General features: G+C 64.6%; 17 protein-coding genes. 3 read left to right on the top strand and 14 right to left on the bottom strand.

Annotated features, from left to right (window positions below; genetic code table 11):
- The first annotated feature begins 20 nt into the window (after positions 1-20).
- From ISG32_RS00810 to ISG32_RS00800, 3 genes are all read left to right on the top strand, one after another.
- Positions 21-806, top strand: coding sequence for an IclR family transcriptional regulator (locus ISG32_RS00810; protein ID WP_194769128.1), 786 nt, complete (start codon positions 21-23; stop codon positions 804-806).
- A gap of 69 nt (positions 807-875) precedes the next feature.
- Positions 876-2,063, top strand: coding sequence for a DUF3108 domain-containing protein (locus ISG32_RS00805; protein WP_194769127.1), 1,188 nt, complete (start codon positions 876-878; stop codon positions 2,061-2,063).
- 892 nt (positions 2,064-2,955) lie between these two features.
- A complete protein-coding gene (locus ISG32_RS00800) occupies positions 2,956-3,255 on the top strand; it encodes a BTH_I0359 family protein (RefSeq protein ID WP_166312171.1) in 300 nt (99 codons plus the stop codon).
- A 149-nt stretch (positions 3,256-3,404) separates the two neighbouring features.
- Here ISG32_RS00800 and ISG32_RS00795 read toward each other — a convergent pair whose 3' ends face one another.
- From ISG32_RS00795 to ISG32_RS00730, 14 genes are all read right to left on the bottom strand, one after another.
- A complete protein-coding gene (locus ISG32_RS00795) occupies positions 3,405-4,490 on the bottom strand; it encodes an AbrB family transcriptional regulator (protein ID WP_194769126.1) in 1,086 nt (361 codons plus the stop codon).
- Positions 4,491-4,679: 189 nt separating this feature from the next.
- Positions 4,680-5,231 (bottom strand): hemerythrin domain-containing protein, encoded by a 552-nt coding sequence (locus ISG32_RS00790; protein ID WP_194769125.1) that lies wholly within the window; start codon positions 5,229-5,231, stop codon positions 4,680-4,682.
- A gap of 21 nt (positions 5,232-5,252) precedes the next feature.
- On the bottom strand, positions 5,253-5,882 hold the full coding sequence (locus tag ISG32_RS00785) for a nitroreductase family protein (protein ID WP_228529560.1): 630 nt from the start codon (positions 5,880-5,882) through the stop codon (positions 5,253-5,255).
- A gap of 16 nt (positions 5,883-5,898) precedes the next feature.
- Complete coding sequence (locus tag ISG32_RS00780; protein WP_228529513.1) at positions 5,899-7,239, bottom strand: NnrS family protein; 1,341 nt, start codon at positions 7,237-7,239, stop codon at positions 5,899-5,901.
- 23 nt (positions 7,240-7,262) lie between these two features.
- Positions 7,263-7,940 (bottom strand): carbonic anhydrase, encoded by a 678-nt coding sequence (locus ISG32_RS00775; RefSeq protein ID WP_194769124.1) that lies wholly within the window; start codon positions 7,938-7,940, stop codon positions 7,263-7,265.
- A gap of 32 nt (positions 7,941-7,972) precedes the next feature.
- On the bottom strand, positions 7,973-8,845 hold the full coding sequence (locus ISG32_RS00770) for a peptidylprolyl isomerase (protein WP_407645013.1): 873 nt from the start codon (positions 8,843-8,845) through the stop codon (positions 7,973-7,975).
- A 21-nt stretch (positions 8,846-8,866) separates the two neighbouring features.
- On the bottom strand, positions 8,867-9,607 hold the full coding sequence (narI, locus tag ISG32_RS00765; protein ID WP_194769123.1) for a respiratory nitrate reductase subunit gamma: 741 nt from the start codon (positions 9,605-9,607) through the stop codon (positions 8,867-8,869).
- The gene (gene narJ / locus ISG32_RS00760) at positions 9,604-10,305 is read right to left on the bottom strand and encodes a nitrate reductase molybdenum cofactor assembly chaperone (protein WP_194769122.1); all 702 of its coding nucleotides are present in this window, start codon (positions 10,303-10,305) and stop codon (positions 9,604-9,606) included. The genes narI and narJ overlap by 4 nt, the downstream gene beginning before the upstream one ends.
- Before the next feature lie 26 nt (positions 10,306-10,331).
- Positions 10,332-11,855 carry a nitrate reductase subunit beta gene (gene narH, locus ISG32_RS00755; protein ID WP_194769121.1) on the bottom strand — a complete coding sequence of 508 codons (1,524 nt, stop codon included), beginning with the start codon at positions 11,853-11,855 and terminating at the stop codon, positions 10,332-10,334.
- 22 nt (positions 11,856-11,877) lie between these two features.
- On the bottom strand, positions 11,878-15,663 hold the full coding sequence (locus ISG32_RS00750) for a nitrate reductase subunit alpha (protein ID WP_194769120.1): 3,786 nt from the start codon (positions 15,661-15,663) through the stop codon (positions 11,878-11,880).
- 57 nt (positions 15,664-15,720) lie between these two features.
- Complete coding sequence (locus ISG32_RS00745) at positions 15,721-17,166, bottom strand: MFS transporter (RefSeq protein WP_194769119.1); 1,446 nt, start codon at positions 17,164-17,166, stop codon at positions 15,721-15,723.
- Positions 17,167-17,205: 39 nt separating this feature from the next.
- On the bottom strand, positions 17,206-18,495 hold the full coding sequence (locus ISG32_RS00740) for an MFS transporter (protein WP_228529512.1): 1,290 nt from the start codon (positions 18,493-18,495) through the stop codon (positions 17,206-17,208).
- 185 nt (positions 18,496-18,680) lie between these two features.
- Positions 18,681-19,367 (bottom strand): response regulator, encoded by a 687-nt coding sequence (locus ISG32_RS00735; protein ID WP_194769118.1) that lies wholly within the window; start codon positions 19,365-19,367, stop codon positions 18,681-18,683.
- Positions 19,364-21,301 carry a type IV pili methyl-accepting chemotaxis transducer N-terminal domain-containing protein gene (locus ISG32_RS00730; protein WP_194769117.1) on the bottom strand — a complete coding sequence of 646 codons (1,938 nt, stop codon included), beginning with the start codon at positions 21,299-21,301 and terminating at the stop codon, positions 19,364-19,366. The genes ISG32_RS00735 and ISG32_RS00730 overlap by 4 nt, the downstream gene beginning before the upstream one ends.
- Positions 21,302-21,304: the final 3 nt, after the last annotated feature.

The following is a 21,304-nucleotide window of genomic DNA, read 5'->3' as shown; positions in this document are numbered from 1 at the left end:
ATCTCAAAATTCTAGTGCAGATGAACGACGAACGCGCCGGCATTCAATCCGTGGAAGTGGGCTTTGGGCTGCTCGAGGCGCTCACGCGCTCGCACGGCCCCCTGATGCTCAAGGACATCGCAGCCGAAGCCGGCATGAGCGCGGCCAAGGCGCACCGCTATCTGGTGAGCTACCAGCGGCTCGGCCTCGTCGTGCAGGACGGTCGCAGCGGCCGCTACGACCTCGGCCCCGCCGCGCTCAAACTGGGCCTCGCTTCGCTCTCGCGGCTCGACGCGATGCGGCTGGCGCGCGAACGCGTGCCCTCGCTCATGGAGCAGATCGGCCACACGATTGCGCTGGCTGTCTGGGGCAATCGCGGCGCGACGCTGGTGCATTGGGAGGAGTCGCCACGGCAAGGCATCACTGCCCACCTGCGCCTCGGCGACGTGATGCCGCTGCTGTCGTCTGCCACCGGGCGTTGTTTCGGCGCGTATCTGCCGCGCGAGAAAACCGCAGGGCTCATCGCGGACGAGCTGCTGCTTGCCCAGCGCCAGCAGCGCGCTGATCTGCCGCCCACGCAGAAGGCCGTCGATGCGTTGTTCGAAGTGGTGCGCTCCCACCGCTGCGCGCGCGTGGTCAACACGCTGCTGCCGGGCATCGCCGCATTCTGCGCGCCGGTGTTCGACTCGGACGGCCGCCTCGTCATGGGCATCATGACGCTGGGCTCGGTCGCCACCTTCGACGCCGAATGGAACGGCGCCATCGACACGCCGCTGCGCGCCATGGCCGCGCAGCTGTCCAGCGACCTCGGCCAGACCACGAACTGACGTGCTGTGGGCGCTTGATTCCCGCCCCGGGCGGCAACGTCGCAACTGCGCGAGAATCGATGCCGAGTCATGCCCCGTCAAGCCCTTCTCCTGATCACCGCTCTGGTTCTCGCCCTGCACTGGTTGCTGCTGGGCGGCATACCTTTGGGCGGCACCGACGAAGGCGACGCCGAGCGGCTGGCGTTCCACACGCGCATGGTGACCCCGCCGCCTCAACCGCCCTCGCCCCCGGAGCCTGCGCCGCAGGCCGCGCCAACGCCAATGCCAACGCCAGCGCCGGCTCAGCCTCCCAAGCCCAAACCCCAACCCAAGCCGACTCCAAAACCCCGCCCCATCCCTGCCGCCCCTGAACCGATGGCGGACACACTGGCTGACGCAATGCCAGTGCCTGCGCCCGGGCCCCTCGATGCTCTGCTTGCACCGGAAGAGCACGCTACGGCAGACACCTCGGAACAGGTCGCCGGGGAAGCCCCTCCAGCGCCCGCCAGCGCCGCCTCAAGCCCTGCAGAGCCCGCATCGCTCCCCACCGCGACAGCCTCGACGCCTTCGAATCCTGACGATGAACTGAGCGCGGGCGTGGACATCCGCCCGCCCGGAGCCGCTGGCGCCAAGCCCGGCACCGAACCACCGCCTATCCACCTGCCCGCGAGCACCACGCTGAAATACGCGGTGCACGGCGAGGTCAAGAAGATGGCCTACAACGTCAACGGCCAGCTCGCGTGGCGCAACGACGGCGCGAGCTACGAGGCGCGGCAGGAAGTCAGCGCGTTTCTGCTGGGCACCCGCAGCCAGACCAGCACGGGCAAAATCACCGCCAACGGCCTTGCCCCCACCCGCTTCGGCGACATCGGCAAGCGCGAGGTGGCGGCGCATCTCGATTTCGACAACAAGGTCGTCACCTTCAGCGCCAACTCCAACCGCAACGCCATCGGCGCGGGAGCGCAGGACCGCGTCAGCGTGCTCATCCAGCTCGGCGCCATGCTGGCCGCCGCACCGGACCGCTACCCGCCCGGCACGCAGATCTCGTTCACCACGGTCGGGCCGCGCAACGCCGACCGCTGGACATTCACCGTCGGAGAGACCGAAACCATCGACCTGCCCGCCGGCCCCACGCGCACCGTGCGGCTGCAGAAGCTGCCCCGCCACGAACGCGATCTGCGCGCCGATCTGTGGCTGGGGACAGACCATCAATATCTGCCCGTGCGTCTGAGGATCACCCAATCGAACGGCGATTTCGCGGAACTGGCGCTCAAATGAAAGCGTGCGGCGCCTATTTGCTGCGGCCGCACATATATTGAATCAAATGAGAAAAATCGTTTGTTTTCAATACGATTCAAGCGTCTTTTAATGAATCCACTGAAGAAGCGCACGTGAATATTTTATTTATTCGTTTGCTTTTCACAGTAGTTCACCAAATGCCGATTAACAAATAGATCGCGGAGGAATACGATGAACCCCATCAGAAGCGTCAATGCGATTTCGTCACGTACCCGTCAAGATTCCCGGCTAAATGTTACTTCTGAGCGCTGAATCAAGGCATTTGGCCAATGGGCAGCGTTTCGAAGGTGATTGACGGCGATAGGTTTAAGAAGTATTTTTGACTTGCGCTTGGTTGATTGGTTTTTGGCGGTAGAGGCTGATATCCAGTAAATGGAACCAATTTTTCAGGTTCGCCAATTCACTGCACCGAGACACAGTGAATGGGCGGGTTTCGATTCAGAGGAATTCGAAACGCATTGACCCGGTTCTGCACGGCAAGACGAGTCGAGCGATCCACAAGACTTACACGGGGACAGACCGGATGGCTGACCGTTTTTTCATGCGAGCTCCTGTTGATTTCCGCGTTGCATCTGCCCTCACCAGGCCGATCAACGCGGTTTCTTTTTGGGGCATCCCAAAGGCGTGCAACGCCTTTTTTCAAGGCAGTTGGCGGAGACTGCCATGCCCGGCCAATCCTCTACTATCCCAGAAAATCAGTCCATTCAAATATAAAAATTGTTTTTTTCGCAAGATTCGCACAAGTCTCCAATCACAGATCAAATCCATGGAATACTGTTCCACAGATGGTCATGCAAACGCCTTGTCCGGACCTCTTGAAATGGCAGGCTCCGCATCCATCTATCCCTGCAGTGAAAGGAGGAACTTGACCATGCACATGCTCTACGACTCAGACTCTTTTGTTGTCGTCCACATGCAGCCTGATGCCGATTTGAGCGGCACGGAAAAGTCTGCTGCTGAAGTGAAGCCCACGGTTCCTCAACTGCCGCGCCACGGCTTCGAGATCGTGGACAAGCGCTCCGGCAAAGAGGTCTATCTGGATGGCTCCTGGGCAGAGATGTTCCAGCTGCAGATCCTGGAATGGCAGCGCAACACCCCCACTCAGGAAGAAGTGGAAGACACGCTCGACGGATACGTCGGTCTGGCGCAGAACCCGGTTCTGGTGCACTGAAGCACGCCAACCCATCATCAACCAACCGAACCGATACGCCGCCTGCAGTCCATTGCAGGCGGCGTTTCTTTTTCTGCTTTCTCACGAATGTGTCGAGGTCCCGATCCGCACACGGAAAATACGGCACAGGTACTCCGTGAAGTAGCTTTTCAGGTCGTCTGCATATTCGCCTTGCTGCCATACAGCCGGTGATAGAACGGCGCGACCAGCAGCAGCACCGCCACCAGCCGGCAGACCTGAAACGCCGTCACCACCGGCACGCCGAGCTGCAGCACCTTGGCAGTGATCGCCATTTCCGCGATGCCGCCGGGCGAGGTGCTCAGCACCAGCGTCACCCAATGCTGGCCCGTGAGCCACGAAAGACCCACCGCAAACAGCGCGCACACCCCCATCAGCGCGAAGGTGCCGAGCGCGACCATGCCCATCCAGCGGGGAGCGGTGTGCAGAAACTCACGACTGAAGCGCACGCCCAGACTCACTCCGATGGCGAGCTGCGCCGCATTGACCATCCACTGCGGAATTGCGGACAGGGTGATTCCGTTCACGGTGATCAGCAGCGTGACCAGCAGAGCGCCCAGGAACCACGGATTCGCGCGCCCCAGCCTGCGCATGATGAGCGCGCCCACGCCGGCCGCGGCCATCAAGATCAGCAGGCCCTTCACGTCCACCACGCGCGTGGCGGGCGGCAGGTTGTCGAGCCCGTGCAGGCCGCTCCATTGCAGGGCGAACGGAATCGTCACGGTCACGATCAGCACGCGCAGGCTGTGCGCTGCGGCCACCAGATCGGCCCGCGCTCCCTCGCGCTCGGACAGCAAGGTCATCTCCGACGCTCCGCCGATCGCGCCCGCGAAATAGCAGGTCGCGCGCATCGCACGCTCGGACACCTGCGGCAGGCGCGGCGCGGTCATGCGATACAGCCAGGCACCGAAGCCCCAGCCCAGCAGCAGCGCCCAGACGATGGCCAGCCCAATCGCCCACCAAAGCCCGCTCACCAGCCGCGCGACCTCGGGGGTGAAATACAGCCCGAGCGCCGTCGCGATCGTCCACTGCCCCGCGTTGCGCAGCGCGATGGAGCTTTTCGTGGGCGCTCCCGCCATCGACAGCACCGCCGTGACCAGCAATGGGCCGATCATCCACGGCAGCGGTGTGCGCAGAGCCACGCAGGCTTCGGCGGCCAGCCATGCGGCCATCAAGGTGAGCGCTATGCGCAGGAGCGACGAGGAATGCAGGGGCATAGGCGAACAGGAGCGGGAACTTCAGGACGCGAGGCGAAGGGCGCTGAACTCTCCCACAGTTCGTGGCAGGCCAGCTTGCCGTTTCGGCAAATTGTCCTTCAATCCATCCGCGCACAACCCCAACGCGGTGGCCGCACCACGCTCCACTCACGACGCCTGCATTCGCGAAACACGCAGCCAAGCGCCGCGTCAGCCCTGCCTGCGCGCCGCCATCTCGCGGCCCATGGCTTGCTGCTCCGCCTCATCCACCACCAGACGCGCCTGCGGATAGGCCACCTCGTTCTCCATGGTGAGATGGCGCGCATAGCACTGTGCAAAGGCGTCGAAGGCGGATTCCTGAGCTGCGGTGAACCGGTCCTGCGCACCGCCCGCGACGGCCTCGAGCGCTCCTCGCACGGCACCGCTCCAGAGGCGATGCATATCCTCGTGGTCCCGCTGAAGCTGCCTCACCAGCGACTGCAGATCGGCGTCATCCGCGCAGCGTTCCTTGAGCGCTGGAAAGACGTGCAGCTCCTCATCCTGATGATGCAGCGGCGCAGCGATGTCGAAATAGCGCTGCACATCGCGCACCGCCTGCCGCACCGAATCGTCGCAGCCGTTGGCGCGCAGGTAGACACGCAGATCGAGCAGCAACTGCAGCGAGCGCCGCACACGGTCATGACAGGCATCGAGCATCTCGAACGGCTGCTCGAAACCCACGCCGGGACTGCGCAGGCCGGGCAGAGAGATTCTGGTGTTCATGCGGCATTCTCCTTCGCGCCTTCAGGCGGCGCAGCCCACGGGGATATCCACGGTGTTCAGCACGCTCAGGTACTCGCTGGAGCACGGCCGCTCGCCGCGCATCTTCTGGCCGCGCTCGGCAAGCGTTCCAAGGCTCAGAAAGCAGATCGCATGTTCGTTGTCCGAGATCCGGAAGAAGCGCCGCAGACTCGCGCTCTGCAGCGATCCACCGCTCGTCAACCCGGACGCGAAACCCAGCGCCGTGGCCGCCAGCAGCATGTTCTGCAACGCGCAACCCGCCGCCGTGCAGCTCTCGGCAAACGCGGCATCATCGCCGCGCGTGGCCACCATGAGCAGCAGCTCGGGCGAACGATGCGCCTTTTCGCGCGCACGCAGCAACTGCTCCGCGGACGCATCGGGCTCACGCTCGCGCAGTGCATCGACAAAGGCCTGTGCGAGCGCATCGCGCGCTCTGGCAGGCACCTGAATCAACCGCCATGGCTGCGCGCGACCGTGGTCAGGCGCGTGCGCCGCAGCGCTCAGAATCGCCTCCAACTGCTCGATGTCCGGCCCCGGCCTGGTCATGTTTTTGGGCCGGACCGTGCGCCGCGTCTGCATCAGCCCCAGCGCCTGCTCCGCAGACATCGCGTTCAATGAATCCTGTGCATGCATCTTGTCCACCTTGCTTTCATCCCGCACGCCCGTCGGCGCGCGGTTTCCCATACCAAGTACAAAGCCGCGCACCCCAGACCGTGACGACCGCCGCCCACAGCAGCGCCGCAGCAGCCAGCACGTAGGCCGCCAGGCCGCCTCCGAAAGCCGCCACCACGCGCATCACCACCGTCACCTGCAACAGGCAGAACAGGCCCCACACGAGCCGGTCCGCATGCAGCATGCGACCGCTGTGACCGCAGGAGACACGCGTCACCATCGCCAGCAGCAGGGAACCGAGCGCGCCCATGGTGAACGCATGCAGCGCCGCCAGATCACCACCCGCCACGGGAATGAACAGCGACATCCAACGCACCGCTCCCGCCAGAACGAAGGCGATGCCAATCCACGAGAACCCGATGTGCAGCATGGCCAGCAGCCGGTTCTTGAGGCTCTGCACCAGCCCCCAGCGATAGGCCAGCCACAGCAGCGCAAAGCCTGCGCAAAGCTCGACCGATCCGCTGAACACGGCCCATGCCAGTTGCACGCCATCGGGCAGTGGCAGCATCGCCAGCCACACGTCCGCCACGCGAAGCGCCATGCAGCCCAGCAGCAGCCACAGCACCCAGAACGGTCGCCATGCGTCGATGAACGGCAACGCGCTCGAAGTGAAGAACGGAATCATGCGGTGCGCGACAACGACGTAGACCACCCCCACGAATCCCCAGATGCCCGTGTGCACCAGCGCGCGCGCCAGATCGGCGCGGCCCAGCGCCAGAGCGAGCGCCGCACCGCCGAGGCCCACGCATCCGACCACGCAGGCGATGGCGATCGCGGTCGCGTGAATCCGGTCGTCGAGCCTGCTGCGCAGCACCAGCCGCCAGTAGATGCCGCACATCCACACAAAGCCCAGCCAGGCCGCCGCGATGCCGCCGAAGGCGAGCGTCGCGCTCCACATCGATCCTGCAAGCCAGAACAGCCAACCCGCCGCCTGCAGAAGAAGCGCAGGCGTGATCGCGCGCATCGTCGGCGGCTCGACGTTCAGCCACTTGGGTCCGGCCGTGAAGAGAAATCCCGCGAAGAACAATGGCAAAAAACCAAAGCACATCACCACCGCATGCGTGAGCATCGCGGGAATGGTGTACGGCAAAGCGCCAGCGCCCATGAAGCTTCTGTCGACCTGCACCAGCGCCCACCAGATGCCCGATGCGATCAGCACCAGCATCGCGAGAAAGAAGCTCAGCCGGTGCGGTGCGCGCGAGAGCGTGCCGATGCGCCATGGCATCTCGGGCGCTTTCGCGGCACTGTGCGGAGAGCCTTGCGGCTGGCTTTTTTGAATCCCGATGACCGGGCGTTTCGGTGACTGTGGCGTGTTCATGTGGAGGCTCCGGTTCACCGCGATCACTGGCTGCTGCTGTAGGCGTCGTGCGTCAGCAGGCCGGTCTCCGGCCCCGTGCTGCTGCTCGTCGCCAGCGATGCGGGCGTGAACGATCCGTCGCTCACGTCAAACACATAGACCTGTCCCTCCTCGATCACGTAGTGCCAGCCGTGCAGCGTGATGCGGCCGTCTTCCACGCGCCGCTTCACCATCGGATAGCCCATGAGCCGCTCCAGTTGCAGCACCACCGCGCGCTGCTCGGTGCGGCGCAGCGCCTCGGGTGTGGGCTGCACCGGCAGCACCGCGTCACGGCCGAGATCGAGCCAGCGGTCGAGATTTTTCGCCTCGGGCGAGATCTCGCCGTACATCGCCTTGATGCCGCCACAGTGGCTGTGGCCACAGACCACGATGCGGCTCACGTTCAGGTTGAGCACCGCGAACTCGATGGCCGCCGCCGTGCCGTGGTGACCCTGCGAGCCGTCATACGGCGGCACGAAGGCGCCAACGTTGCGCACCAGAAAAAGCTCTCCCGGTCCCGCGCCCGTCAGCAGATACGGCACCAGTCGTGAATCCGAGCAGCCGATGAACAAGGTGTTCGGATGCTGCCCCTCATCCACCAGCGACTGGAACTGCTCGCGGTAGCGCGGGAAGGCATCGCTGTGAAAGCAGCGCAGGCGCTGCAACAGGTCGTCATCGGGCATGTGCACTCCTTGCTTGCATCGTTGAGTCGTCGCTACTGCACCAGCGGCGAATCGGCCGCGTCGAGCTGCACGCCCTCGATCGCCGCATTGCCCGCCAGCACCTGCAGGTACTGGCGCACGGCATTGGTCCACGCCTGCTGCTCGAGCGCCCGCACCACGCCCGCGCGGGCGTCCGTGTAGGCAATGGGCTGGCCGTTCTTGCGCTCCAGCACCTCGACCACATGCAGGCCAAAGCGGCTGTGCACCAACCGCGAGAGCACGCCCACCTCGGCGGACGAGAACACCTCCGACGCAAACTCCGGCGCGCAGTCGTCACGCGAGAGCCAGCCGAGCTCGCCTCCCTCGCGGCCGCTCGGGCAGTTCGAGAGCTCGCGTGCCACATCGGCAAAGCGCGCGGACTCCTGCGTTCCTGCCACGCGCAGCTCGAGCAGGCAGGCTTCGGCGCGTTTGCGCAGCGCGTTCACGTCAACGCCCGGCGTCACCGCAAACAGCACGTGGCGCAGTCGCACCTGCTCGTTGAGAAACACCGGATGCGCCGCGTGGTAGCGCTCGCAGGCCTCTTCGGTCGGCTCGGGCAACTGCAGATCGCGCTCGAGCAGTTGCTCGATGGCGCGCTCGGCGGCCTGGCTGATGGCGCCCTGCACCATCGGCTGGTCGGACAGGTCCAGCAGACCCTTGAACTGGGCCTGCTGGCGCAGCAGTTCGGTGCACGCGCGCTGGCGCAGCGCCTCGGTGTCGGGCGATTCGTTGGACGCATACAGCGGCACGCCGTTGACGCGCGCTACAGGCACAGACAATGGCAGGGCGATGTCGCCCTCCCCCATGCGTGACGCGCCGCCGCCGCAGCCACCGCCGCCTCCTCCACCGGAAGAAGCGCAGGTGCAGACATGATCTCCGTGTGACATGGTCATCTCCTCGTGGCTCTGTCAGACCGCGCCGTTGCGGCTGCCGGGTGCATTGTTGTGCCCAGCGGGCAAATTCAGGCGACGCGCGCGCACCACCTGGTAGGGACGGCGCAGATAGGCCAGCGTTGCGAAGCCGCTCCACACGTGCACGAGTCGGGTGAACGGGAATATCAGGAACAGGCTCATGCCAAGGAACATGTGGGCCTTGAAGATCCAGCTCGCGTCGGCCAGCAGTTCCACGCCGCCCGAGCGGAAGGTGACCAGACGCTGCGCCCATTCGGCGAGCTTCATCATCATGCCGCCGTCCAGATGCTGGGCCGACAGCGGAATCGTCGCGAGGCCCAATGCCAGTTGAATCCACAGCAGCCACAGCAGCGCGATGTCGCTGGTCTTCGAGGTCACGCGGATGCGCACGTCGCCCAGTCGGCGCACCAGCAGCAGCGTCACGCCGACGAATGCGAGAAAGCCCGCAATGCCGCCGCTCACCATCGCCATGAGCTGCTTGCTGCCCGCGCTCATGAAGCCTTCGTAGACGAAGTGCGGCGTGAGCATGCCGACGGTGTGGCCGAAGAACAGGAACAGCACGCCGATGTGAAACAGGTTGCTGCCCCAGCGCAGACTGCCCTTGCGCAGCAGCTGCGACGAATCGGTCTTCCAGGTGTACTGGTCGCGGTCAAAGCGCATCCAGCTGCCGATGAAGAAGACCGCCAGACAGACATACGGATAGATGCCGAACAGAAGGGTATTGAGCCAGGCGTTCATGCTGAGACTCCAGTGTGTTGATTCGAAAGATCGGACTTGCGCACGAAGTGCACGGGCTGCTCCGCACCGGGGCGCGACTGGCCCTTGGTGCTGCAGCCGATGAAGGCCTCAGGTTCCATCCAGGTCTCGTCCATGTCGGGCTCGGGATCGATGGCGACTGCATGGGCCTTGGCGCCCGCCACTTCCAGCACCGCCGCGATCACGCTCGCGTACGGGCTGTCCTTGTGCACCAGCGCGGAGAAGATCGCATTGAGGATCTCGACCATCTCGCCGAGGAATTCCTGAGCGATCTCGGGCGGCTGCGTGGACGCGAATTCGAGCACCACGGGCAGGTGATCGGGCAGCTCGTTCGCATCGAACATCAGACCGGCCTTCTCGTAGGTCTGCTGCAGATCGACCAGCGCCGGACCGCGATCACGCGAGTCGCCGTGCACATGCTCGAACAGGTGCAGCGAGGTCTTGTGGCCGCGATCAAAGAGATCGACGTAGCGCGCCTGCGCTTCCCACTCGCCGAGCGTGGCAAGGTGCGAGCACAGCTGCTCGATCTCGTCGATTCGCGCGCGTGGCAGTGCCTGCTCCATGCGCAGGGCATCGACCATGGGCGTCAGTTCGCTGAAGAGCTGCACGTCGGGGTAGGCGAGCAGGCGGGCCAGCACTCGGAGCGTGTAACGCAGCGATGGAGGTGTGGTCTTGAACATCTTCGTTTTCCTTTTCTTCTGCCGCGTCAGACCGTCGCCTTGATCGGGATGGTGCGCTGCTTCTTGCCACCGAACATGCTGGTTTCCGTGGCGCCGTCCGAGCAGCCATTGCCGAACGAGAAGCCGCAGCCGCCGCGCAGATCGAAGGCGTTTTCCGCGTACTCGCGGTGCGCAGACGGAATCACGAAGCGGTCCTCGTAGTTCGCGATCGCCATCACGTGGTACATGTCCTCGACCTCGTCGGCCGTCAGTCCCACCTGCTGCAGCACCTTGAGGTTCTCTCGCTGGTCGACATGCTTCTCGCGCTGGAAGGCGCGCATCGCGAGCATGCGTTCAAGCGCGCGCACCACGGGCACGCGGTCTCCTGCGGTGAGCAGGTTGGCGAGGTACTGCACCGGAATGCGCAGTTGCGACACGTCGGGAATCTCGCCGTTGGCGCTGAGCTGACCGGCATTGGCCGCCGAGGTGATCGGCGAGAGCGGCGGCACATACCAGACCATGGGCAGCGTGCGGTACTCGGGGTGCAGCGGCAGCGCGACCCTCCAATCCACGGCCATCTTGTAGACCGGGCTCTTGCGCGCGGCCTCCATCCAGTCGTCGGTGATGCCGTCGATGCGCGCCTGCTTGATGACTTCCGGATCGTTCGGGTCAAGGAAGATGCTCATCTGCGCTTCGTAGAGGTCCTTGTCCTTTTCCACGCTCGCGGCTTCGGCGATGCGGTCCGCGTCGTACAGCATCACGCCGAGATAGCGGATGCGGCCCACGCAGGTTTCCGAGCACACCGTGGGCTGACCCGCCTCGATGCGCGGATAGCAGAAGATGCACTTCTCGGCCTTGCCACTCTGCCAGTTGTAGTAGATCTTCTTGTAGGGGCAGCCCGAGACGCACATGCGCCAGCCGCGGCACTTGTCCTGGTCGATCAGCACGATGCCGTCTTCCTCGCGCTTGTAGATCGAGCCCGAGGGGCACGACGCCACGCACGCCGGATTCAGGCAGTGCTCGCACAGGCGCGGCAGGTACATCATGAAGGTGTTCTCGAACTGGCCGTAGATGTCCTTCTGCACGTCCTCGAAGTTCACGTCCTTGCTGCGCTTGCTGAATTCACCGCCCAGAATTTCCTCCCAGTTCGGACCCCATTCGATCTTCTCCATGCGCTGGCCGGTGATCAGGCTGCGCGGGCGCGCGGTGGGCGCGGCCTTGCTTTCCTTGGCCGACTGCAGGTGCTCGTAGTCGAAGGTGAAGGGCTCGTAGTAGTCGTCGATCTGGGGCAGGTTCGGGTTGGCGAAGATGCGCATCAGCAGCTTCCATTTGCCGCCCTGGCGCGGCGTGATCGAGCCGTCCGCCTGACGCGTCCAGCCGCCGTTCCACTTGTCCTGGTTCTCCCATTCCTTGGGGTAGCCGATGCCGGGCTTGGTCTCCACGTTGTTGAACCATGCGTATTCCATGCCGGGGCGGCTGGTCCACACGTTCTTGCAGGTGACGGAGCAGGTATGGCAGCCGATGCACTTGTCCAGGTTGAGCACCATGCCGATTTGCGCGCGTACTTTCATCGTGATTCTCCTTGTGGTGTGCTCAGGCGTGCGTTGTGTTTGGGTTCGACTCTTCGTCGAGCCAATCGACGCGGCGCATCTTGCGCACCAGAACGAACTCGTCGCGGTTGGTGCCGATGGTTCCGTAGTAGTTGAAGCCGTAGCTGTACTGCGCGTAGCCGCCGATCATGTGGGTGGGCTTGAGCACGATCCGGGTGACCGAGTTGTGGATGCCGCCACGCGTGCCGGAGATCTCCGAGCCGGGGGTGTTGATGATCTTTTCCTGTGCGTGGTACATCATCACCATGCCCTGGCTCACGCGCTGGCTCACCACCGCACGGGCAGCGATCGCGCCGTTGGTGTTGAACAGCTCGACCCAGTCGTTGTCCTCGATGCCGGCGCGCCGGGCGTCGTCCTCGCTGAGCCACACCACCGGGCCGCCACGGTTCAACGTGAGCATGTGCAGGTTGTCGCTGTACGTGCTGTGGATGCCCCACTTCTGGTGCGGCGTGATGAAGTTCAGCGCGATCTCTGGATTGCCGTTGGGCTTCTTGCCCTCCACTTCGTGCAGCGTCTTCAGATGCACGGGCGGACGGTAGCTGACGAGACCTTCACCGAAGTCGCGCATCCACGGATGGTCCTGATAGAACTGCTGGCGGCCGGTGAGCGTGCGCCATGGGATCATTTCATGCACGTTGGTGTAGCCCGCGTTGTAGCTGACCTTCTCGCTCTCGAGGCCCGACCAGGTCGGCGAGCTGATGATCTTGCGCGGCTGCGCCTGGATGTCGCGAAAGCGGATCTTCTCGTCCTCGCGGTGCAGCGCCAGATGCACGTGGTCGAGACCGGTCTGTTTGCCCAGCGCCTCCCATGCCTTGCAGGCCACGTGGCCGTTGGTTTCGGGCGCGAGCATCATCACCACTTCGGTCGCGTCGATGTCGGTCACGATGCGCGGCATGCCCTTGGTCACGCCCTCTTCGCGCACGCGGCCGTTCAGATCGCCGAGCTGCGCCACTTCGGTCTGCGTGTTCCAGCCGATGCCCTTGCCGCCGTTGCCGACCTTCTCCATCAGCGGGCCGAGGGCGGTGAAGCGCTTGTAGACGTTCGGGTAGTCGCGCTCGACCACGGCGATCTGCGGCGCGGTCTTTCCGGGGATGAGATCGCACTCGCCGCGCTTCCAGTCACGCACGCCGTAGGGCTGCGCGAGTTCGGCCGCGGTGTCGTGCATGATGGGCGTGAGCACCACTTCCTTTTCCACGCCGAGGTGGCCGACGCACAGTTCGCTGAAGGTCTTGGCGAAGCCCTTGTAGATCTCCCAGTCGCTCTTTGCCTGCCATGCGGGATCGACGGCGGCGGACAGCGGGTGGATGAACGGATGCATGTCGCTGGTGTTGAGGTCGTTCTTCTCGTACCAGGTGGCCGTGGGCAGCACGATGTCGGAATACAGGCAGGTCGTGCTCATGCGGAAGTCGAGCGTGACCAGCAGGTCGAGCTTGCCTTCGGGGCCGTTCGCATGCCAGTGCACCTCTTCGGGCTTGGCCTCCTGCGGGCCCAGGTCCTTGCCCTGCACGCCGTTGGTCGTGCCCAGCAGGTGCTTGAGGAAGTACTCATGCCCCTTGCCCGACGAGCCCAGAATGTTGGAGCGCCACACGAACATGTTGCGCGGCCAGTTGGCGGGATGGTCCGGATCCTCGCAGCTCATCTGCATCGACCCGTCCTTGAGCGACTTGACCACATACTCCTTCGCATCCACGTTCGCGGCCTGCGCGTCGCGCACCACCTGCAGCGGATTGGTCTTGAGCTGCGGCGCACTCGGCAGCCAGCCCATGCGCTCGGCACGCACGTTGTAGTCGATCATCGAGCCGCTGTAGTCGCGCTTGTCGGCGAGCGGCGAGAGCACCTCTTCGACGCCCAGCTTCTCGTAGCGCCACTGGTCGGTGTGCGCGTAGAAGAAGCTCGTGGAGTTCTGCTGGCGCGGCGGACGCATCCAGTCGAGCGCGAACGCAAGCGCCGTCCAGCCGGTCTGCGGACGCAGCTTTTCCTGACCCACGTAGTGCGCCCAGCCACCACCGCTCTGGCCGATGCAGCCGCACAGCATCAGCATGTTGATGATGCCGCGGTAGTTCATGTCGCAGTGGTACCAGTGGTTCATCGCCGCGCCGATGATGACCATCGATTTGCCATGCGTCTTGTCGGCGTTGTCGGCGAATTCGCGCGCGGTGCGGATCACCTGATCGCGCGGCACGCCGGTGATCAGCTCCTGCCATGCGGGTGTGTAGGGCACGTTGTCGTCATAGCTGATCGCCGGACCTTCGCCTTCAAGGCCGCGATGGACGCCGTAGTTGGCGGCCAGCAGGTCGAACACCGTGGCCACGGCCACGCGGCCTTCGATGCCGTCACCGGACAGTTCGAGATGCGACACGGGCACGCGGCGCACCAGCACGTCGCCGTCCTGGTCGTTGTGCTTGAAGTTGGGCGACTCGACGCCGCCGAAATACGGGAACGCGACATCGGCCACCGAATGCTCGACGCTCGCGTCTTCGAGCACCGAGAGCTTGAGGCGCACTTCGCTGCCGCCCGCTTCCTTGGTCTCGAGGTTCCACAGCCCCTGATCCTCGCGGCCTTCCGCACCCCAGCGGAAGCCGATGGAGCCGTTGGGCACGACCACGCGGCCGTCCTGCTCGAACGCCACGGTCTTCCAGTCGGGATGGTTTTCCTGGCCGAGCTTGGCGTCAAAATCGCTCGCCCGCACGTAGCGGTCGGGCACCATCGCCTTGCGGCCGTCGGGCAGCGTCTTTTCCTTGAGCACCACGAGCAGCGGCAGGTCGGTGTAGCGGCGCGCGTACTCGTCGAAATAGGCGCTCTTCTTGTCGAAGTAGAACTCCTTCAAGATCACATGGCCCATCGCCATCGCGACGGCGGCGTCGGTGCCCTGCGTCGGATGCATCCACAGATCGGCGAGCTTGGCGACCTCGGAATAGTCGGGCGTGACCGCCACGACCTTCGCGCCCTTGTAGCGCACTTCGGTGAAGAAGTGGGCGTCGGGGGTGCGCGTCTGCGGCACGTTCGAGCCCCAGGCGATGAGGTACGTGGAGTTGTACCAGTCTGCGGATTCGGGCACGTCGGTCTGCTCGCCCCAGGTCTGCGGGCTGGCCGGTGGCAGGTCGCAGTACCAGTCGTAGAAGCTCATGCAGACGCCGCCGATGAGGCTCAGGTAGCGGCTGCCTGCGGCATACGAGATCATCGACATCGCGGGAATCGGCGAGAAGCCGATGATGCGGTCCGGGCCATGCTTCTTGATAGTGTAGATGTTGGACGCGGCGATGATCTGGTTGACCTCGTCCCAGGTGCTGCGAACGAAGCCGCCCAAGCCGCGCTGCTTTTGCCATTCGCTGCGTGCGCTCTGGTTCTCGACGATGTTGGCCCAGGCGTCGACCGGGCTGGCGGCCACGGCGAGCGCCGCGCGCCAGTGCTTGAGCAGACGGCCGCGCACCATCGGGTACTTCACGCGGTTGGCGCTGTAGAGATACCAGCTGTAGCTCGCGCCGCGCGCGCAGCCGCGCGGCTCGTGGTTGGGCAGATCGGGGCGCGTGCGCGGGTAGTCGGTCTGCTGGGTTTCCCAGGTGACGATGCCGCCCTTCACGTAGATCTTCCACGAGCACGAACCGGTGCAGTTCACGCCATGCGTCGAACGCACGATCTTGTCATGCGCCCAGCGATCACGGTAGGCGTCCTCCCATGTGCGGTCTTCACCGTTGGTCTGCCCGTGCCCACCGGAGAAGCTCTCCGTGGGCTGCGAGAAATACGTGAGTCTGTCGAGAAAGTGGCTCATCGTGGAACTCCAAAAATTGAACTGACTTGTCTTGTTATGTCGGGGGGCGAGAAGAGATCAGCAGGGCATCTCGGCGTTCTTGCGCGAGTAGAACCACCAGGTGATGACGACGCAGACCACATAGAAGATCGCGAAGCACCACAGAGCCATCTCGGGCCCGCCGGTGGCGGCAATCGAGCTGCCATAGCTCTTGGGGATGAAGAAGCCGCCATACGCGCCCAGCGCTCCGGCAAAGCCCACGGCGGCTGCGCCTTCGGTGTTGCCTTCCTTGATGGCCTGCGCCTTCGCGGCCTCGTCGCCTTCGCGCACGCGGCGCATCTTCTGCGTGAGGAAGATCACGGGGATCATGCGGAAGGTCGATCCGTTGCCGATGCCGGTGGTGCAGAACAGCACCAGGAACATCGCGAAGAAGCCCGCGAAGCTGCCTTCGGCCGGGCCGAACGGGAACACGAAGCCGCCCGAGCCCTTGGGCAGGAAATACAGCACGCCGATCACCGCCAGCGCCATGACCATGAAGTTCCAGAACGTCACCACGCCGCCGCCGATCTTGTCGGCCAGCCATCCGCCGAAGGGCCGCACGAGCGCGCCGACCAGCGGGCCCATCCAGGCATAGGCGAGTGGATTGACCTGCGGGAAGAGCGCCTTGATGAGCAACGGAAAGCCGGCGGCGAAGCCGATGAACGAGCCGAAGGTGCCGAGGTACAGCACGCACATCACCCAGTTGTGCTTGTTGCGGAAGATCGAGGCCTGGTCGGCGAAGCTGGCCCTGGCGTCGGCGATGTCGTTCATGCCGAACCATGCGGCAATGGAGCACAGCGCGATCCATGGCACCCAGATGAACGCGGCGTTCTGCGCCCAGATGGTCTGCGTCTGACCGGCCTTCACGATGGTCTGAGGATCCCCGCCGAGCACGCCGAACACGCCGGCCGTGATGACCAGCGGGCTCAGGAACTGCACCGCCGACACGCCCAGGTTGCCAAGGCCCGCGTTCACGCCGAGCGCCGAGCCCTTGCGCTCCTTCGGAAAGAAGAAGCTGATGTTGGCCATGCTCGAGCTGAAGTTCCCACCGCCGAGGCCGCACAGCAGCGCGAGCATCAGCATGGTGGGATAGCCGGTGTTGTGGTCCTGCACCGCGTAGCCGATGCCGAGCGCGGGGATCAGCAGCGACGCGGTGGAGATCGCGGTCCAGCGACGGCCGCCGAACACCGGAATCATGAACGAGTAGAAGATGCGCAGCGTCGCACCCGAGAGCGCGGGCGCCGCAGCCAACCAGAACAGCTGGTTGGTCGAATATTTGAAGCCCATCGCCGGCAGGTTCACGGCGACCACGCTCCACACCTGCCAGATGCAGAAGGCAAGGAACAGCGAGGGCACCGAGATCCACAGGTTCACGCGGGCGATGGCCTCGCCCTCGCGCTGCCAGAAGGCCTTGTCCTCCGGCGTCCAGAGCGTGAGCATCCGGCCTTTGCGGCGTGCTCCCAGGGTTGCAGTTTGGTTTGACATGAAAGTCTCCAGAGAAATTGAACGCAGCCTGAATGCAGTTCAGGAAGCCGCCATCACGTTGGTGCGGCGCACCTCGGTGAAATACATCCAGATCAGCGACACCCAGACCACGCCGTACATCAGCATGAAGGCGCTCGAGCGGATGCCGGTCCAGTCCATGAGCACACCGAACAGGATCGGCAGAATGAAGCCGCCCAGACCGCCGGCCAGACCCACGATGCCGCTGATCGCGCCGATGTTTCCGGGGTAGTCGTTGCTGATGTACTTGAAGACGCTGGCCTTGCCGAAGGCCCACGCGATGCCGAGCACGAACATCAGGCCGGTGAACGCGTAGACGTTCAGACCGATGTGGAAGGTGGTGGGTCCGTTGACCGTGAGGATGGTGAAGTCCGTCTGCGGATACGACAGCAGGAACAGGCAGATCCAGCTCACCCACATCACCCACCAGGTGACGGCGTGCGCGCCGTACTTGTCGCTCAGCACACCGCCGATGGCGCGCAGCACGCCGCCGGGCAGCGAGAAGCAGGCCGCCAGCAGCGCGGCCACGCGGATGTCAAGACCGTATTCGCCGACGTAGTACTGCACCATCCACAGCGACAGCGCCACGTAGCCGCCGAACACGATGCTGTAGTACTGGCAGTACTTGAGAACCTTGGGGTCCTTGAGCGCCTTCAGCTGGTCGGTGAAGCTCACGTTGCTGGCCACGAGGTGCGATGGATCGCTGTAGCTGAAGAGCCAGAACAGGATCACCGCTCCGAGCATGATGGCCGCGTACACATGCGGAACGGCGGCCCAGCCGAACGCCACGAGAATCACCGGCGCGACGAACTTGTTGACCGCGGCGCCCGAGTTGCCAGCGCCGTAGACGCCCATCGCCATGCCCTGACGGTCCTTCGGAAACCAGCGCGCCACATAGGGCGTGCCCACCGAGAACGCGCCCCCTGCCAGACCGACGAACAGCCCCGCGACGAGGAAGTGCCAGTACTCGGTCGCGTAGCCCATCATCCAGATGGCGGGAACGGTGAGCGCCATGAGAATCGTCATGACGATGCGGCCGCCGTACTTGTCGGTCCAGATGCCGAGCGGCACGCGCACCAGCGAGCCGGTGAGCACCGGCATGGCGGTGAGCAGGCCGAACTGGGTGGAGTTCAGGTTCAGCATCTTCTTGATCGGAATGCCGATCACGCCGAACATCATCCAGACCATGAAGCACACGGTGAAGGCCAGCGTGCTGACGATCAGCACCGACCACGCACGACGTTTCTGGGTGGCGTCGTCAACCGCGCGGGTTGCGCCACTTGTGGTGGCATCGATCGACGTATTGACCATGGGGAAGCCCTCTTTTGGTAGATGGCTTGATGGTCGGGTTTTCGCTCAAGGCTGAACATCCTTCGCCCGGACGCTCGGATATCGGCGAAAGAACGATGGTGATCCTTGCGCGCATACTCCCAAAGAACTATGAGGGAGTATTCGGACGCCGTTGCAAGGACCGTGTCAGCTTGCCGCCGACGGGATCAGCTGGGTCGATCCACCGCACGCACGCGGTCGGACGCATAGACCGCCGCCTGCACCCGCGAGCTCAGGCCGAGCTTGCGCAGGATGTGCTGCACATGGATCTTCACCGTGGTCTCGGCGATGTCGAGCGTGCGCGCAATCTCCTTGTTGCTCGCGCCACGCGCGATTTCGCCCAGCACTTCCTCTTCGCGCGGCGAGAGCTGCGGCTGCGCCTCCGGCGCAGGCTCGCTCACCGCGTCCTCCGCGGCTGCGGGCTCCTGCGAGCGCAGCGCGGCGACGAGCTTGCCCATCATCTCGGGGCTGACCACCGACTCGCCGCGCATCGCGCGGTGGATGGAATCGGCCAGCATGTGGCCCTCGATGGTCTTGAGCAGATAGCCCTGTGCGCCCTTGCGCAGCGCGGCCGCGAGGTCCTGTCCATCCTCGCTCACGGTGAGCATGAGGATGCGGCTGTGCGGAGATGCTTCGCGCAGCCCGGCAATCGCGTCGATGCCGGTCACGCCGGGCAGATGGTTGTCGAGCAGGATCACGTCGGGCCGCAGCTCGGGCACCAGCCGCAGCGCCTGACCTGCGTCGGCCGCCTCGCCGACCACCTTGAGATCGGGCTGCTGCGCGAGCAACGCCACCAGACCGCGACGCAACAGCGTGTGGTCGTCAATCAGAAAGACGCTTACCTGAGTGTTCATGGGGAATCGAGAGAAACCAAATTCTTTGCCCGCCCGCTCTTGCCGGGCGCGAGCTGCCCTGCCGCCAGCGGCAACTGCACCACCACGCTCGTTCCCGGACCGGGCTCGCGCGCGCGCACCTCGAGCCGTGCGCTGATGCGCTCTGCGCGCTCCTTCATGATGCCAAGGCCGACATGCAGCGAATCGGGCGGCACATCGGCGAGCACGAACCCGCAGCCGTTGTCCAGCACCTCGAAGCGCCAGAACGGATGCCGCTGCACCAGCAGATCGACGCGCGTGGCACCGGCGTGCTTGCGCACGTTGGAGAGCGCCTCCTGCACGATGTGCAGCACCTGAATCTGCACATCGGGCGCGAGCGGATAGCCGTGGCCATGCATCGCCAGCGTGGTCGCCACGCCGGTCTGGTGCTCAAACTTGGAGAGCGTGGAGCGCAGCGCGTCCTCGATGTCCTCGTCCTGCGTGCGCGTGCGAAAGTGGATCAGCAGCTCGCGCACATCGTTGTAGCACTCCTGCACGCCGATCTCGAGCTCGTCCATCGTGCGGTTGCGCGCGCCCTCGTCCTTGCGCGCGACGGCATCGCGCAGCAGATGCGTCTGGATCTTGAGAAACGCGAGCGACTGCGCGATCGAGTCGTGCAGCTCGCGCGCGATCAGGCTGCGCTCCTGCGCCACGGCGGCCTCGCGTTCGAGCGCCGTCACCCGCATGCTCTCCATCGAATTCGCGAGATGGTGGGCCATGGTCGTGAGCAGGTCGCGCATGCCGTCGCTGAGTTCCTCGTGCGTGCGAAAGAACAGGTCCACCTCGCCGAGCACCCGCTGCTGCAACTGCACGGGAATGCTCACCACGGTGCGAAAACCCGCCTGCAGGCAGTGCGAGAGCCCCTTGTCATGCGAGCCCTTGGGCACCAGCGAGATCACGCGCATCGCCGCCGGTTCGCCGTCCAGTGACTGGCCGCATTCGCAGCTGCCCGCCATCAGGCACTGCTCCTCGTCCTGCACCGCCTCGGGCATGCCGTCGGAGGCGAGCATCATGTAGCGCTCGTTGGTCTCGTCGGACCAGCGCACCACGGCCGCATCGCAGGCGGCGACCTTCTTGATCTCCTGAATGAAACCCCGGGTCAGCGTGTGCAGATCACCGGCTTCGGCGGCCAGCGCGCTCACCGCGTAGAGCGCCGCAAGCCGCTGGTTCTGAACGTTGATGCTCGCGGTCTTTTCCCGTACCTTCTGCTCGAGGTCTTCATGCGAGGACTGCAGCGCATGCGTCATCAGATTGAAGCCCGCGTTGAGCTGTCCGAACTCGTCCGTGCTGTCGACCTCGATGCGCGTGGCCAGGTCGCCCTTTCGCACCCGCGAGAGCGCATCCTGCAGCCGAGAGACGGGGTTGAGCACCAGCAAATAGCTGAGCGCGATGAACGCCACCGCCGAGCCGATGGCCAGCGCCACCATGAAGAGCTGGAACAGATGCAGCGCGGCGGTGAGGCGCGCGATCTGCGTTTCGATGGATTCGACGAACATGTCCACCGACGCGACGAACCGGTCGGCTCGCTCCAGCGACTGGACTTCATCCACCGGCGCAGGCTTCTGCCAGTCGCCCTTGAGCGCCGACCACGCACCCTGCACCAGCGCGTAGTGTGTGCGCGCCTCATCGTTCCAAGGCACGAACAACGGGCGCGAGGGATCGCCCGCGCGCAGCAACTCGAGCGATTCGTCAAAGTGCAGCATGCGCTGCGCCAGCGCCTCGGGCGTTTCGTGCTGGTGCGCGAGCACCATGCGCATCATGTTCATGCGCAGCCGCCCTGCCTCGTTGACCGCAGCCGCCCCACCCTCAAGCCGCCAGGTGATCCAGAGCGTGAAACCGATGGATGCCAGCGCCACCAGCAGAAAGGCGACGCCAAGCACCTGCAGCTTGGTGGAGAGCGATGGCCGATTGTTCATCGC

It is taken from the genome of Diaphorobacter caeni (genome assembly GCF_015354245.1).
Lineage (GTDB): Bacteria > Pseudomonadota > Gammaproteobacteria > Burkholderiales > Burkholderiaceae_C > Diaphorobacter_A > Diaphorobacter_A caeni.
The sequence above is the reverse complement of the archived record's forward strand: the minus strand, read 5'-3'. Positions and strand labels throughout refer to the sequence as shown.

What these genes read in the sequence shown, in the direction of transcription:
- ISG32_RS00810 (WP_194769128.1), top strand. Translation starts at nt 21, where the DNA reads ATGAACGACGAACGCGCCGGCATTCAATCCGTGGAAGTGGGCTTTGGG.
- ISG32_RS00805 (WP_194769127.1), top strand. Translation starts at nt 876, where the DNA reads ATGCCCCGTCAAGCCCTTCTCCTGATCACCGCTCTGGTTCTCGCCCTG.
- ISG32_RS00800 (WP_166312171.1), top strand. Translation starts at nt 2,956, where the DNA reads ATGCACATGCTCTACGACTCAGACTCTTTTGTTGTCGTCCACATGCAG.
- ISG32_RS00795 (WP_194769126.1), bottom strand. Translation starts at nt 4,490, where the DNA reads ATGCCCCTGCATTCCTCGTCGCTCCTGCGCATAGCGCTCACCTTGATG.
- ISG32_RS00790 (WP_194769125.1), bottom strand. Translation starts at nt 5,231, where the DNA reads ATGAACACCAGAATCTCTCTGCCCGGCCTGCGCAGTCCCGGCGTGGGT.
- ISG32_RS00785 (WP_228529560.1), bottom strand. Translation starts at nt 5,882, where the DNA reads ATGCATGCACAGGATTCATTGAACGCGATGTCTGCGGAGCAGGCGCTG.
- ISG32_RS00780 (WP_228529513.1), bottom strand. Translation starts at nt 7,239, where the DNA reads ATGAACACGCCACAGTCACCGAAACGCCCGGTCATCGGGATTCAAAAA.
- ISG32_RS00775 (WP_194769124.1), bottom strand. Translation starts at nt 7,940, where the DNA reads ATGCCCGATGACGACCTGTTGCAGCGCCTGCGCTGCTTTCACAGCGAT.
- ISG32_RS00770 (WP_407645013.1), bottom strand. Translation starts at nt 8,845, where the DNA reads ATGTCACACGGAGATCATGTCTGCACCTGCGCTTCTTCCGGTGGAGGA.
- narI (WP_194769123.1), bottom strand. Translation starts at nt 9,607, where the DNA reads ATGAACGCCTGGCTCAATACCCTTCTGTTCGGCATCTATCCGTATGTC.
- narJ (WP_194769122.1), bottom strand. Translation starts at nt 10,305, where the DNA reads ATGTTCAAGACCACACCTCCATCGCTGCGTTACACGCTCCGAGTGCTG.
- narH (WP_194769121.1), bottom strand. Translation starts at nt 11,855, where the DNA reads ATGAAAGTACGCGCGCAAATCGGCATGGTGCTCAACCTGGACAAGTGC.
- ISG32_RS00750 (WP_194769120.1), bottom strand. Translation starts at nt 15,663, where the DNA reads ATGAGCCACTTTCTCGACAGACTCACGTATTTCTCGCAGCCCACGGAG.
- ISG32_RS00745 (WP_194769119.1), bottom strand. Translation starts at nt 17,166, where the DNA reads ATGTCAAACCAAACTGCAACCCTGGGAGCACGCCGCAAAGGCCGGATG.
- ISG32_RS00740 (WP_228529512.1), bottom strand. Translation starts at nt 18,495, where the DNA reads ATGGTCAATACGTCGATCGATGCCACCACAAGTGGCGCAACCCGCGCG.
- ISG32_RS00735 (WP_194769118.1), bottom strand. Translation starts at nt 19,367, where the DNA reads ATGAACACTCAGGTAAGCGTCTTTCTGATTGACGACCACACGCTGTTG.
- ISG32_RS00730 (WP_194769117.1), bottom strand. Translation starts at nt 21,301, where the DNA reads ATGAACAATCGGCCATCGCTCTCCACCAAGCTGCAGGTGCTTGGCGTC.